This is a genomic window from Paracoccus onubensis (genome assembly GCF_003591515.1).
GTDB lineage: Bacteria > Pseudomonadota > Alphaproteobacteria > Rhodobacterales > Rhodobacteraceae > Paracoccus > Paracoccus onubensis.
The window spans coordinates 418,412-431,663 of sequence record NZ_QZCG01000001.1 but is presented as its reverse complement, the minus strand read 5'-3'; the positions used below and the strand labels follow the sequence as shown (position 1 = coordinate 431,663).

Annotated in this window: 11 protein-coding genes; 2 read left to right on the top strand and 9 right to left on the bottom strand. The window is 62.0% G+C overall.

Annotation, left to right across the window (positions count from 1 at the left end):
• Positions 1 to 109: 109 nt before the first annotated feature.
• The 6 genes from D3P04_RS02120 to D3P04_RS02095 form a co-directional block, all read right to left on the bottom strand.
• Entirely contained in the window at positions 110 to 760 is a 651-nt protein-coding gene (locus tag D3P04_RS02120; protein ID WP_119745399.1) for an ABC transporter permease, read from the bottom strand.
• A gap of 233 nt (positions 761 to 993) precedes the next feature.
• Positions 994 to 2,013, bottom strand: a complete 1,020-nt coding sequence (locus tag D3P04_RS02115; protein ID WP_232844855.1) for a GlxA family transcriptional regulator — start codon at positions 2,011 to 2,013, stop codon at positions 994 to 996.
• 62 nt (positions 2,014 to 2,075) lie between these two features.
• The gene (locus D3P04_RS02110) at positions 2,076 to 3,266 is read right to left on the bottom strand and encodes an NAD(P)/FAD-dependent oxidoreductase (protein WP_119745395.1); all 1,191 of its coding nucleotides are present in this window, start codon (positions 3,264 to 3,266) and stop codon (positions 2,076 to 2,078) included.
• Complete coding sequence (locus tag D3P04_RS02105) at positions 3,253 to 4,854, bottom strand: FAD/NAD(P)-dependent oxidoreductase (protein ID WP_119745393.1); 1,602 nt, start codon at positions 4,852 to 4,854, stop codon at positions 3,253 to 3,255. Before D3P04_RS02105 ends, D3P04_RS02110 begins: the two co-directional genes overlap by 14 nt.
• 77 nt (positions 4,855 to 4,931) lie before the next feature.
• A complete protein-coding gene (locus D3P04_RS02100) occupies positions 4,932 to 5,969 on the bottom strand; it encodes a hybrid-cluster NAD(P)-dependent oxidoreductase (RefSeq protein WP_119745391.1) in 1,038 nt (345 codons plus the stop codon).
• Between the two features lie 4 nt (positions 5,970 to 5,973).
• The gene (locus tag D3P04_RS02095; protein WP_119745651.1) at positions 5,974 to 7,206 is read right to left on the bottom strand and encodes an aromatic ring-hydroxylating oxygenase subunit alpha; all 1,233 of its coding nucleotides are present in this window, start codon (positions 7,204 to 7,206) and stop codon (positions 5,974 to 5,976) included.
• Between the two features lie 292 nt (positions 7,207 to 7,498).
• Between D3P04_RS02095 and D3P04_RS02090 the strand changes: the two genes are divergently transcribed.
• Complete coding sequence (locus D3P04_RS02090; RefSeq protein ID WP_119745389.1) at positions 7,499 to 8,725, top strand: serine hydrolase domain-containing protein; 1,227 nt, start codon at positions 7,499 to 7,501, stop codon at positions 8,723 to 8,725.
• Positions 8,726 to 8,799: 74 nt separating this feature from the next.
• Here D3P04_RS02090 and D3P04_RS02085 read toward each other — a convergent pair whose 3' ends face one another.
• Both D3P04_RS02085 and D3P04_RS02080 read right to left on the bottom strand, forming a co-directional pair.
• A complete protein-coding gene (locus D3P04_RS02085) occupies positions 8,800 to 10,272 on the bottom strand; it encodes a carnitine 3-dehydrogenase (RefSeq protein WP_119745387.1) in 1,473 nt (490 codons plus the stop codon).
• Complete coding sequence (locus D3P04_RS02080; RefSeq protein WP_119745385.1) at positions 10,269 to 11,174, bottom strand: BKACE family enzyme; 906 nt, start codon at positions 11,172 to 11,174, stop codon at positions 10,269 to 10,271. Before D3P04_RS02080 ends, D3P04_RS02085 begins: the two co-directional genes overlap by 4 nt.
• 95 nt (positions 11,175 to 11,269) lie before the next feature.
• Between D3P04_RS02080 and D3P04_RS02075 the strand changes: the two genes are divergently transcribed.
• Positions 11,270 to 12,238 carry a GlxA family transcriptional regulator gene (locus D3P04_RS02075; protein ID WP_119745383.1) on the top strand — a complete coding sequence of 323 codons (969 nt, stop codon included), beginning with the start codon at positions 11,270 to 11,272 and terminating at the stop codon, positions 12,236 to 12,238.
• Here the strand turns inward: D3P04_RS02075 and choX are convergent.
• Entirely contained in the window at positions 12,227 to 13,165 is a 939-nt protein-coding gene (gene choX, locus D3P04_RS02070) for a choline ABC transporter substrate-binding protein (RefSeq protein ID WP_119745381.1), read from the bottom strand. The genes D3P04_RS02075 and choX overlap by 12 nt on opposite strands.
• Between the last annotated feature and the right edge of the window lie 87 nt (positions 13,166 to 13,252).

Below are 13,252 nucleotides of genomic sequence, written 5' to 3'. Positions count from 1 at the left end.
AATGGTGATCACTTCCAACGGTGGGTGGCTTGATCCTGATCATGGCTGTCTCCCTGTTATCTGATTTTGTTTGTTCTGCGATGTTCTGATTGATGACTTCCCGTCTGGTTCAACGTTTCAAGCCGGCCGGGGTCAGCCGCTTCTGCAGCTTGAGCAATCCCCAATCCGCGGCGATGGCAAGGATCGACACCGCGACTGCTCCCGCGATCAGCTGGCGCGGATCGGTTTGCGAAATGCCGCGGGCGATCAGTACCCCAAGCCCGCCGGCACCGATATAAGCCGCGATTGCGGCGACACCGATATTCATCACGACCGCTGTCCGAACCCCGGCCATGATGACCGGCAGGGCAACGGGAATTTCCAGCCGCATCAGGCGCTGCATCGGCGTCATTCCCATGCCGATCGCCGCCTCGCGCAGGGCCGGGTCGACATTGGTGATTGCCGTGTAGGTGTTCCGGATGATCGGCAATTGCGAATAAAGCAGGATCGCGATCACCGCGGGCAGCCAGCCAATGCCCTGCCCGATCTTTGACAGCACCGGAATCATCAGCCCGAACAATGCGATCGACGGGATCGTGACGATGATCGAGGCGATATAAAGAATCACATTGGCGACCCGCTTGTTCTGGGTAATGGCAATGCCGATCGGCACACCGGTCAGAATCGCAAGGCCGACTGCGACAACAACGATCGACAGATGCTCACCCGCCAACCCGAGGATCACCAGCCAATTGGCTGCGATAAAACTTAGAACTTCCATATATACCCCCCTCTGAGCTCGGATCACGATCTGGTCAGCGGTTTACCAGGGATAACGCGGATCATCCTTTGCAACGTTACGCATTTCCGCCATCAGCTTGCATGAATCCGCCATCTGAACCAATAGCGGCCTTCCGGCGGGCTGGACGGACATTCCGCAGAACGTTGCTCATGCATGGGATGCCGATACAGGCCCGGCCATGCTTTGCCACGTCAGTCATACGCCCGCGCGGATCAGCCCGGATCACCGGACACGAACCTGTCCTGCAGTTCCCGATCACGCTTCAGACGGCTTCTCATCCGCAGCTTTGTTGGAGTTATACTATTGAATTCTTTAAACCATTTCGAGAAATGAGAGGTCGAGGCAAAACCGGTTGCGATAGCTATATCCATAATGGATTGTTCGGTATAAAGCAACATTTCCCGCGCCCGCTCGACTCGCAGGGACAGGTAATATCGCACCGGCGTCATTCCCAGATAGAACCGGAACAGCCTTTCAAGCTGCCGGGCGCTCAGACCCGATGCCTCGGCAAGGACATCAATTTGCAAGGGCGTCTCGAGATTGCCCTGCATCTGCCGGATGACGTTTTGCAGCGGCTGCGGAAGTGCATTCATCCGTTGCAGTTTCCCGCCTTGCTGATCCTCATTCGCGGCGCGAATTCTTTCATGGTGGAACTGGTTGGCCACCGATTGTGCAAGATCCGCCCCATGCCGATCCGAGATGATCCGCAGCATCAGATCCATCGCAGCCGTCCCGCCCGAACAGGTCAGCCGGTTGCGGTCGATCTCGTAAAGCGTGCCGGTGGGCGACAGATGCGGAAAATCCTCTTCGAAAGCGGCGCGGTTTTCCCAGTGAATGGTGCAGCGATAGCCATCAAGCAGTCCCGCCCGCGCCAGAAGATGGCTGGCCGTCGACAAGGCACCGATCGCAAGCCCGCCGCGCGCCGCCTTGCGCATCGCCGCCAGATAAGGGCGTTCATCCACCGGATTCACCCGGAATCCGCCGCAAAGGAATATGGCGTGATTGCGGGACAAACCGATCTCGACCGGCTCCGCATGAAACGGCAACCCGTTCGAGGCCTGCACCGGATGACCGTCAAGGCTGCACAATTCCCACCGGAAAGCTTCGCGTTGCAGCAGTCGGTTGGCGGCGCGCAACGGTTCGGTCGCGGACGCCAGACTCATCATGGACTGCCCTTCGATCATCAGAAAGGCGAAACAGAGAGGCTCGGGGATGGTGCTGTAAAACATCATTCGTTCCTGGCGGCGATCCGCCATTCTTGACCGGCCCCCGATGCATCCGCAAGCGGCCGGATTCAGACGGCCGCCAGCCCGGCGGGCAGCCAGCCCTGCAATTCCGCCCAATCCGGCTCCAATGCAGTGAAACGGTCAAGCCCAAGACTGGAAATATCGGCGAAATCACAATGCCCTTGCAGGACCAGTTGCATCAATGCCCGTCCGCTGGCCGGCGACAGGCCAAAACCCACGCCGGACATCGTCGCCACAGTCAGATTGCCGGGACCGGCCGGATTATCCAGAACCGGGCGGCCATCCGGGGTATTCTCGATAATGCCCGACCAGCTACGGATGACGCGGGCATGGGCGGCCTTCGGCAAAAGCTCGGCCACCCGGCGCGCGATACTGCCCGCCAGAGGCGTCGAGGGCCGTATGCCACCCGAATCTCCCTCGGTCTCGACCCATTCATGCGGACCGCCGCCATAGGCAAGATTGCCGCGCAGCGTCTGACGGCCGTAAAGCCCGTTGCCATCGATCCCGCCAAGCGGCATCAGCGGCAAAGGCTCTGTCACGATCATCTCGGCCCGGGCAGAGCGCATCGGGATGGTCACGTCCAGCCGCGCCGCCAATTGACCGGTCTGAGGACCTGCGGCAATCAGCAGATGATCACAACCGAACACCCCCTGATCGGTTTCGACCGCCGTCACCCGGCCACCCGCCTGCCGGAAGCCGGTCACGCGGATATGCTGCCGCACCCGGCCGCCGCGATCCCGCAGCGCCCACGCGAATGCCTGCACGGTCCGGTGCGGGTTCGCATGGCCGCCGAAGTGGTAATAATGCCCGGAATGGACGTTATCGCCCGCCAAAGGCACCAGTTCGCGTACCGTCTGCGCATCCAGATCGTCGGCGCGAAAGCCCTGTTTGCGGGCATTGGTTACCGCGCGGCCGTAAAGCCGGGATTGTTCGGGACTCAGGGAAATGCGGATACGGTCAGGGCGAAATTCGGTCGGATAGCCCAGCAATTCGTCCATCATCGGCCAAAGCCGCTGCTCTTCCGCAAAAAGCGGGCTGTGATGGTGCGAGCAGCCGCCACCATTGCGCCCCGAGGCCTCCCAGCCCACGATGCCCCGTTCAAGCACCAGCACATCGACACCGGCTTCGGCCAGCCAGAATGCCGCGCTAAGACCGGTGACGCCGCCGCCGACGATGACAACGGCTGCACCGCGCGGCGCGTCGCCTTCCAGACCGGTAACAGGGTTATTCGCTGACATGATCTTTTTCCGTTGCAAGCGAGGCGACGGTATATTTTTCATCGACCTCCCAATAAGGCACCCATTGGCGCGGCATTCCGAACCAGGAATCCCAGACCGCGGCGATTGCGGGATCCTCGGGCAGCGAGGCCGCAACCAGCGTCATCGGCCGGACCGGGCTGCGATATCCAGCCAAAGGCACCGCTGCCAGCGGCAGATCCTCGTGCAGCGCCAGCAATGCCTGTATCTGTTCGCGGCAGCGGCGACCCTGACAGGGGCCCATACCCGCACGGGTCAACCGTTTGATGTGATCGGGATCCGGGGGGCCATCGCCAAGGATCTCGGCCAGACTGCGCTGCCTATTCGGCAGTCGCGGCACATCAAGGTAATGGGGCGGGCTGACATCAAGGAGCTCTGCGGCGGTGATTTCCTCGCACTGGCAGACATGGGTTCCGGATGGCGCTCCGATCACAGACGCATGAACCCATGCTTTGCGATAATCGCCAAGATCGTCACCGGCGGGATCGCCGGAACGTTCCGGCCGGGGCACGGCGATATCAGGCGCGGCGGCGGCCAATCCGATCGCGTCAAGTGCTGCTGCGGCGGCCAGCCGCCCCTCGGCTTCCGCCAGTGAGGCATCGGCGGATTTCTTCGCCCAGATCCCGGCACAATCACCGACCGCGCGAATGGCTTTCAGGCTGGTTTCGAACCCGGCGCCAAGTGCCGGGACATAGCCGCTGCGCATGCCGTCAAAGCGGCAATCCGCCCCGGCGGCCTGCAACAGATCGATCATCGGCACCGCGCCGACCCCAAGAATGACGGTATCGCAACTGATCGTCCGGTCCTGCAAAACCAGCCCGGTGACGCCGTTTGCATCGGAGGTGACGCCTCTTGGCGCTTCATTCAGCATGATCTCGATACCGGCATCGTGAATTCGTCTGACCAATTGTTCGTCAGCCACGGATGCGGCCGCCTGTTCGACGACCGCCACGATCTCGATACCGTCAGCGATCAAATCCAGCGCCGCGATAAGGGCCTCGGATGTCGCGCCAAGCATCACCGCGCGTTTACTGTCCAGTGCACCGTATAGCCGCGACAATGTGAGCGCCGCATTGGCCCCCATAACCCCCGGTTGATCCCAGCCGGGAAAGGCAAGTCCCATGTCACGCCGTCCGGTGGCGATAATCGCCTGTTCAAAGCCGATCAGATGGCTGTTTTTCTCGATATCCAGCAGGCCGGCCACCCGCCCCGGCATCCAGCCCAGATTGGCCTGATTGGTGAACAGCCCCCAACAGGCCGTTCCCAGACGTATATCGACACCCGCCTCGAACAATTGCATCAGGTCAGGTCTGGCATCGAGCATCTGTTCCTGTATGGCATTGCGGTTGCGAACCGCACCGCCCATCCTTCCGCCCCAGATCTGCGGCACATGCTCGGCCATCGTCTCATAGGGAACCGGATTTTCATCGATCAGCACAACCTGCGCACCGCCCGCCTGCGCCGCGCGCGCGGCAGCCACCCCGGCAGGTCCGGCACCGACAACCAGAATCCGGGTCGTCTCATCGATCACAAGCTGCTTGCCTGCGACGGATCTGGGATCGGCAATCATTGCCTTGTCCCGGCCTGCCTGCGGCGCGACGCCCCGGGTCTTTGGCAGTGGAAAGCAGATTTTTGCATGATGCTCTCTTAGTTCATGGAAATTTCGACATCCGAGGTCGCGCGGCTCGAGCAGGCAAGGATATAGCCGCTTTCCGCCTCTTCTTGGGTAATGCCACCATTCGGACTGGCGGTGATGTCGCCGGATACCAGTTGAACCATGCAGGTGCCGCAGCGCCCTTCGCCGCAACCGCATGGGATGACCACACCCTGACGCAAGCTGGCCTGCAGCAATGTTTCATCCGGAGCGGCGGCAAGAATCCGGCCATTCACCTTCAGTTGAAACGAAGGCCCGGCGACACCCACCGGACTTGCCGGGACCGGGGTCGCGACCGGACCGGTATCACCGCCGAAACTTTCGGTATGAAACCGTGAACTTGCGCCGCCTTCGGCTGCGTGGATCAGCTGCGTCTCCTGCATGAAGCCCTGCGGACCGCAGCAGAATACCTCGCGCCGGCCGAAATCCGGCACTGCCGTGGCCATCAGCCGGCGGTTCAGGCGTCCGCGATATCCGAACCAGCCCGGCGCGGTCCGGCTGACCGTAACGGCGATTGTCAGCCGGGGCATGATGCGCTGCAATTCGATCAGTTCGGCGGCAAACAGCACTTCGTCAGGATCACGGGCGGCATGAAACCACGCCACATCGGCCTGCGGTTCCGTTTCGGCCAGCTCGCGCAGCATGGCCATCATCGGCGTGGCCCCCGACCCGCCGGAAACAAAGGCAAGTTCCGGCTGCTGCCGCAACGCAAGCGTGAAATCGCCGCGAGGCGCACGCGCGTCAACCTGACATCCGGCGATGAAATTATCATGCAGCCAACGGGTCGCCCCGCCCTCGGACTGCGCCTTGATCGTCAGTTCCAGATCGCCATCCCGCACCCCCGACACGGTGAAGCTGCGCCACACCGGACCAGAGGACAAAGGCACCTTGAGCACCAATGCCTGACCGGGGATGACAGGAACCTGACCGGACCCCGCCCGCAGGCGGAAAGTCTTGATCGACGCTGTTTCATCACGCACCGAAACGCAGGCGAATGACAGCTGCCCTTTGGGCGGAACCCTCATATCCATCGCGTCACTCGGCCGCAAACCGGGTATGCCGGACGCCCGCATACTCGGCCATCTTGCCCGCATACCAATCGGTAAAATGGTTCAGCATGAATTCCGACGGCGCATAGGGTCCCGGCCGGTAGGCGCGGGACAATATGCCGCGGTGATTGTTCTCGGCCAGTTCGCCGTCCTCGCTATTGGTCGCCAGCCACACCGCCGTAAGATGCTCGACATCGTAGTCGACGCCTTCGACCGCATCCTCATGCACCAGCCAGGTGGTCCGCAGCTCGGTACGGTTGGCCGAGATCGGCAAGACGCGGAAATGGATGATGTGATCGGACAGGAAATGGTTCCAGTTATTCGGCACCCTGAACATCCTGACCGAACCCAGATCCGGTTCGGTAAAATCGGCCAGCAGCTTCTTGCAGGCAGAAGTGCCGTCCATCGTGAACGAGATGCAGTTTTCGTTAAACGGCAGGCGGATGCAGCGGAATTCATTACCGCCCTCCGCCGGCTGATGCGGCAAGCCCAGCGCATCCCAGCGCGAGGTCGAGCGATCCATCAACGCCTGAAAGCGACCAGCGACCTGCGGGTCATCCGGCAAAGCGAACTCGACCATCGAAACCAGCAATTCCGGGTGGTTTGCCGCGCAATGATAGCATTCGCGGTTATTCTCGATCACCAGCTTCCAATTGGCCTCCTCGACGATGGTCGAGGTAAACGCGACCTTGGTGCGGTCGGGCATATGGGGCGCGATATAAGGCGTGACACCGGCACGAAAGCGATGCAGCGACGGCGGCGTGTCGGCAAGGCAGATATAGACCATGCCGCAGACCAGTTCGACATGCACCGGGGTAAGGCTGTGCTGCGTGGTATCGAAACCCTCGGGCATCTGGCGGGCATGAATCAGGCTGCCGTCAAGCTCGTACACCCATTGATGATAGGGACAGACAAGCCGGTTGGCGCGCCCCTTGTCCTTCAGGCACAGCTTCGATCCGCGATGGCGGCAGGTGTTATGAAACGCCGAAATGCCCCCGTCACGGTTGCGCAGCACCACGACCGGGTTATCGCCCACCTGCAGGGTCAGATAATCGCCGGGGCGTGGGATCTCGACTGTCGAACAGGCAAACAGCCAGTCGGTTTCATACACCGCCTTCATATCGGCGCGGAACATGTCGTCATCGACGTAAAAGTCGCGCGGTAGCGAATATCCCGGCTGCCGCTGCTCTAGCAGCTCTGCGATCCGTTCTTTCTGCATCAGCACGTTCTCCTGGTTCACGTTGTCTGGGGTGCGTCACTGGGTTCCTTGTCCAGTCCATTCTGCCCAGCTTGCCGCGAAGATTGCGCCAACGATCCGACATCAAGCGCCAGAATTCCGACCGCCCGCACAGGCCGCGGCCATACCCGCCGCCGTCAGGGAACCACGCCGGGAGGCGCATATCGCGCATCGACCGCGACACGCCCGACACGGACGCATCGGCAAAATCCGTCCGCAGCTTGCAAAGCCGCACAGATTAAGCAACCAATCGAGAAAATCAGGGAGGTAAGGAATGCGCGTTTCGGGCAAGCACAGGATGCTGTTGACGGTCATGGCGCTGTCCGTGGCGTGGCCCGGTCTTTCAATGGCCGAGAACTACCCCCATGCCGACGAAGAGATCGGCACGGTCGAACAGATATATGACGGTCACCTGACCCCCGATCTCGCCGTCAGTACGTTTCGCAATATCGACAGGCTTTTTCCGGTACGCAGCATTCCGGCCGGGGATGCGGTTCGCGATCTGCCAGAGAGACCGCAGGATCTGCCCGGCAAGGTGGCCTTTGATATCGACGGGACGGAATATGATTTCTTCGACTTCCTTTCGCTGGACAATGTGACCGGCCTGATCGTCCTGAAGGACGGTCAGGTGGTCCACGAAACCTATCAACGCGGAAACACGCCCGAAACGCGCTGGATGTCGATGTCGGTCGCCAAGTCGATCACCTCGACCCTTGTCGGCGCAGCCATCGAGGACGGGCTTATCGGCAGCGTGGATGACATGGTGGTGGACTATGTGCCCAGCCTGGCGGGCAGTGCCTATGAGGGCGTCAGCATCCACGACATCCTGATCATGGCGTCGGGCGTGAAATGGGATGAAACCTATACCAACCCGGACTCCGACCGACGCGAATTGCTTCGTGCGCAGATCGCGCAGAAGCCGGGCGCCGCCATGCAGGTCATGGCTGCCCTGCCGCGTGCGGCCGAGCCGGGCACCGTCCATGTCTATTCCACCGGCGAAACACAGGTCCTGGGCGAGATCGTCCATGGAGCGGTCGGCAAACCGCTGGCCGAATACCTGTCCGAGAAAATCTGGCAGCCTTACGGAATGGAGGCTGACGCGAACTGGTGGCTGGATTCGCCCGATGGCATCGAGATCGGCGGCAGCGGCATCTCGGCCACATTGCGGGACTTCGCGCGCTTCGGACAGTTTTTCCTCGATGGCGGTGTGATCGACGGTGAACGGGTGCTGCCGGAAGGCTGGACCGAAACCGCCGGCAAGCCGCAACAACTGGATGACGGATCGACAATCGAATACGGGCTGATGTGGTGGCCGGGATGGACTGAAGAGTCCATAGCCGACGGCGCTTATGCGGCAATCGGCATTCAGGGCCAGAACATCTATATCAACCCGACGAAGAACATCGTCATCGCAACCCATATGGCGCAACCGAAGCCACTGGGAGCAGAGCCGATCGATCCAATGGTGTTCTTCGACGCGGTTTCCGCGGCACTGGAGTAACGGATGCAATATGAGTGATGGCGGCCCTCGCCGCCATCACCCTGCCCGATACTCCACAGGCGGGCCGGGCAGGGTCAGCCTGACCTTTGCCCGACATGACGCCCCATCGCGGAGGGGCGGGGCATATCCGCATGGCTCTGCGCCAGCGCAGTCACCCGGGCGAGCAGGTCGGGCGCGGCGGGTGAAGCCTTTTTCGCCTTTGCATCGACATGCAGCAGCATCTGCTCGGCCGAGGCAAGGATCGCGCCCGTTTCCCTGTTGCGGATCTGGTGAAAGACATGCAGCCGCTTGTCATCGGCATGCAGGATCTGCGTCATCGTGCCGTAATGCGCACCCTGCCGGGCCTCGCCCAGATGCATGATATGAGTCTCGACCGTGTAATAGCTGCGCCCGGAGGCGATATAATCGGCATCGACCCCGATCTGCTCCAGCAGGGCATCGGTGGTATTGCCGAAAACCTCGAGATAGCGATGTTCGGTCATATGGCCGTTATAATCGATCCACTCGGCGGGAACGGTGCCGCTGACCAGTTGCAGGGGTTCAGCCGTGCTTTCCTTCCGCAACGCCGCTTCCTGCTGGCGCAGCAATTCGCCCGCACCCCAGCCGCGCCCGCCCTGCTGCGCCGCAAGCGCCCGCATGATCGCGACCAGATTATCGTCGCGGATCCGCTCCAGCTCCCGGATCGACAGACCGGCGGCCTGTTCATCGGACTGATCGGCGATGCGGGTGATCAGTGCCTCATCCATCTCTGGCACGTCCATCAGTTTGGTCCATGGCCATTTCAGAGCCGGCCCGAACTGGCTCAGGAAATGGCGCATCCCGGCCTCGCCTCCGGCAATGCGATAGGTCTGGAACAGTCCCATCTGCGCCCAGCGCAGCCCGAAGGAATAACGGATCACATCGTCGATCTCGGTCACGCTGGCGATATCGTCATGGACCAGCCACAGCGCCTCCCGCCACAGGGCTTCCAGCAGGCGGTCGCCTACGAAAGCCTCGATCTCGCGCCGGATGGTGACGGGCTTCATGCCAAGCGCGGTATAGATCGCCTGCGCCCGTGTCAGGGTTTCCGGTGTGGTGACCTGCCCGCCGACCAGTTCCACCAGCGGCAGCAGATAGACCGGGTTATAGGGATGCGCGACGACCAGCCGTTCGGGATGGGTCATGCCCTGTTGCAGATCGCTGGGCAGCAGCCCCGAGGTCGAAGAGCCGATGATCGCATCCGCCGGAGCGGCGGCGTCGATGGCGGTCAGGACGGAACGTTTCAGATCCAGCCGTTCGGGCACGCTTTCCTGCACCAGTTCGGCCCCTGCCACCGCATCGGCGACGCTGGAGGCAAAGCGCAGCCGTCCCGGGAGTGGCAAGGATATATCCAGCAGGCGCGGCATGGATCGCCGGGCATTGGCGAGAACTTCCGCCACCACCCGTTCGGCTTCGGGCGAAGGATCATAGACATCGACATCCACGCCAGACAGGATCAGCCGCGCCACCCAGCCCGCGCCGATCACACCGCCGCCGATACAGGCGGCCTTTGCAATGGTCCCGTTCACCAGCGTTTCTCCAACCCCAGCCTGGCGCGTGTGTCAGCAGGCCCCAGAACACGCCCCCCCAGCGATTGCACCACATTCACCGCGCGGGCTACCAGTGCCTCATTCGTGGCCAGAACGCCCTTGTCCAGCCAGATGTTATCCTCCAGCCCGACGCGGATATTCCCGCCCGCCAGCATCGCCAAAGCCGCATAGGGCATCTGGTTGCGCCCGATCGAAAAGGCCGAGAAGGTCCAGTCATCCGGCACATTGTCCACGACGGCCTTGAACGTGCCCAGATCATCTGGCGCGCCCCACGGAATGCCCATGCAAAGCTGGATCATCACCGGATCATCGATCACCCCCTGCGCCTTCAGCCATTTGGCCAGCAGCAGATGGCCGGTATCGAACACCTCGATCTCGGGGCGCACGCCAAGCGCCTGAATCTGCCGCGCCATTTCCTTCAGCATGGCGGGGGTGTTGGTCATCACGTAATCGCCCTCGCCGAAATTCATCGTGCCGCAGTCCAGCGTGCAGATCTCGGGCTTCAGTTCCGCGATATGAACCAGACGCTCGGTTGCGCCCACCATGTCGGTGCCGGCAGGATCGGTGGGAAACGGAGCTTCGGTCGAGCCAAGGACAAGGTCGCCCCCCATCCCAGCGGTCAGGTTCAGCACCATGTCGGTGCCGGAATCGCGGATACGTTCGACCACCTCGCGATAGAGCGCCGGATCGCGCGAGCCCTTGCCGGTTTCAGGGTCGCGAACATGGATATGCGCGATGGCGGCACCGGCGCGGGCGGCGGCGATTGATGCATCGGCGATCTGTTCAGGGGTGACGGGAACCTTGTCCGACCGGCCCGTCGTGTCGCCCGCGCCGGTGACGGCACAGGTGATGAACACCTCTCGGTTGGGGGTAAGCGGCATCTGCGGTTCCTCACTGATTATGCAGGTTCAACTTGACGCAAAGCGGAATTACGCATTTAACGTAAAACGCAATCAAATTGACAAACAGCGCAAAGATGGTGTTACAGCAATCCGATCAGCCCCTGACCGTCACGATCCTTGTGCTGCCCGAGGCATCGTTGATGAGTCTTGCTGCCACGCTGGACCCGATGAGGGCGGCGAATCGGATCACGGGCGAGCGTTCCTATCGCTGGAAAGTGGTCTCCTTCGAGGGGCAGGCGGTCGCCACAAGCTGCGGATTGAAGGTCCAGGTCGACGCCACGTTCGACCCGCGCGAGGGATGTGATCTGCTGATCGTGGTCGCCGCCTTCAACGCCACCCGCCATGCCAGCCCGGCGCTGGTCGCGGCGGTGCGGCAGGGCGCAAGACATGCGCGGATGGTCGGCGGGGTCGAGGCAGGCAGTTGGGTTCTGGCCATGACCGGTCTGCTGGACGACCGCCGCGCCACCACCCACTGGGAGGATTTCGAGGATTTCGCCGCCCGTTTTCCGCAGGTGCAGGTGATCCCGGATCGCTGGATCGTGGACGGGCCGGTTCTGACCACCGGCGCCGCCGTGCCCGCGCTGGATTTCATGCTGGCACTGATCCGGGCGCGGCAGGGTTTCGCCGCCGCACTGAATGTCGCCAGCCTTTATGTCTATGACGAGACGCGGCGGCCATCGGATGCGCAACCGCTTGTCTCGATGGGGCGGGTTGGCCAGCAGGAGCCTCGTCTGGCCGCCGCCGTACGGATCATGGAGGAGCATCTGGATGCGCCCCTGCCCGTCCGGGCCATCGCCAGCCGGACGGGTTGTTCGGTGCGCACGCTGGAAGGGCTGTTCCGCGACGTCGTGCAAATTTCCCCCGGCGCCTATTACCTGTCACTCAGGTTGCAGGCCGCGCGGCGGCTGACCGTGGATACAAACCTGTCCATGGCCGAGATCGCCGTGCGCACCGGCTTCTCCTCGGTCGCGTCACTATCGCGGGCGTTCAAGCGGCATTACGGGCATCCACCCTCGGCCGCGCGGCGGCGGCTACAGGCCTAGCGATTGCTGCACCGCGGGCAGGCCCGGCTCGCCGTCCAGCGTGGTGACATCGGCCAGCCAGGCATCCAGCACTTCCGGATTCTCGGACAGCCAGCGTTCGGCAGCGTCGCGCGGCTCCAGCCCTTCGTCAAGGATATAGGCCATCATCAGATCCTCGGCCTCGACATTAAAGACAAGATTTTTCAGGAACTTGCCAAGATTCGGACAATCCTCGGAAAAGCCTGCCCGGGAAACGGTCAGCACAGTGGCCGCGCCATCATCTGGCCCGAACATGTCATCTCCGTCCGTCAGGTATTCCATTTCATAGCGGACATTCATCGGATGCGGCCGCCAGCCGAAGAACAGGATATCCCCGTCCCCGTTCATTGCGCGCTCGACCTGCGCCAGCATTCCCTGTTCGCTGGATTCGACCAGTTCGAACTCGGACAAGCCGAATGTGTCATCCGTGATCGCATCCAGTATCGTGGCATTGGCGCTGCTGCCGGCCTCGATGCTGTAGATCTTGCCGCCCAGTTGATCACGAAACGCAGCAATGTCGGAATAGGTCTTCAGCCCCGCGTCAAAGGTATGTTTCGGAACCGCAAAACCGATCCTGGCACCTTCCAGGTTTGTCTGGATGATTTCGATATCGCCCGCCTCGACCAGCGGCGGCTGAATCTGTTCCTGCACCGGCATCCAGTTCCCCAGAAAGATGTCGGTATCGCCCTGTTTCAGCGACTCGAATGTCACCGCCACCGACAGGACCGAGACGTCGGGCGCGTAGCCCAGCCCTTCAAGAATTCGCGCCGCCGTTGCCGTCGTCGCCGAGATGTCGGTCCAGCCCACATCCGAAAAACTGGGTGCCTGGCAGGTAGCCGGATCATCCGCCGCGCTGGCCTGACCGGCCGCGAGCGATGCCACAATACCGGCTGCAAGAATGCGCTTCATTATCATCCCCTCCGTTGTTGGATCGGCCGGCGACAAGGGCGCGCCGCGCCGTCCCGGCAAAGATAGGCGAAAATGTTGCTATCTGAT

Bases quoted from the DNA above. Each gene is read 5' to 3' on its own strand.
- D3P04_RS02120 (WP_119745399.1), bottom strand. From the start codon at position 760: ATGGAAGTTCTAAGTTTTATCGCAGCCAATTGGCTGGTGATCCTCGGG.
- D3P04_RS02115 (WP_232844855.1), bottom strand. From the start codon at position 2,013: ATGATGTTTTACAGCACCATCCCCGAGCCTCTCTGTTTCGCCTTTCTG.
- D3P04_RS02110 (WP_119745395.1), bottom strand. From the start codon at position 3,266: ATGTCAGCGAATAACCCTGTTACCGGTCTGGAAGGCGACGCGCCGCGC.
- D3P04_RS02105 (WP_119745393.1), bottom strand. From the start codon at position 4,854: ATGATTGCCGATCCCAGATCCGTCGCAGGCAAGCAGCTTGTGATCGAT.
- D3P04_RS02100 (WP_119745391.1), bottom strand. From the start codon at position 5,969: ATGGATATGAGGGTTCCGCCCAAAGGGCAGCTGTCATTCGCCTGCGTT.
- D3P04_RS02095 (WP_119745651.1), bottom strand. From the start codon at position 7,206: ATGCAGAAAGAACGGATCGCAGAGCTGCTAGAGCAGCGGCAGCCGGGA.
- D3P04_RS02090 (WP_119745389.1), top strand. From the start codon at position 7,499: ATGCGCGTTTCGGGCAAGCACAGGATGCTGTTGACGGTCATGGCGCTG.
- D3P04_RS02080 (WP_119745385.1), bottom strand. From the start codon at position 11,174: ATGCCGCTTACCCCCAACCGAGAGGTGTTCATCACCTGTGCCGTCACC.
- D3P04_RS02075 (WP_119745383.1), top strand. From the start codon at position 11,270: ATGGTGTTACAGCAATCCGATCAGCCCCTGACCGTCACGATCCTTGTG.
- choX (WP_119745381.1), bottom strand. From the start codon at position 13,165: ATGAAGCGCATTCTTGCAGCCGGTATTGTGGCATCGCTCGCGGCCGGT.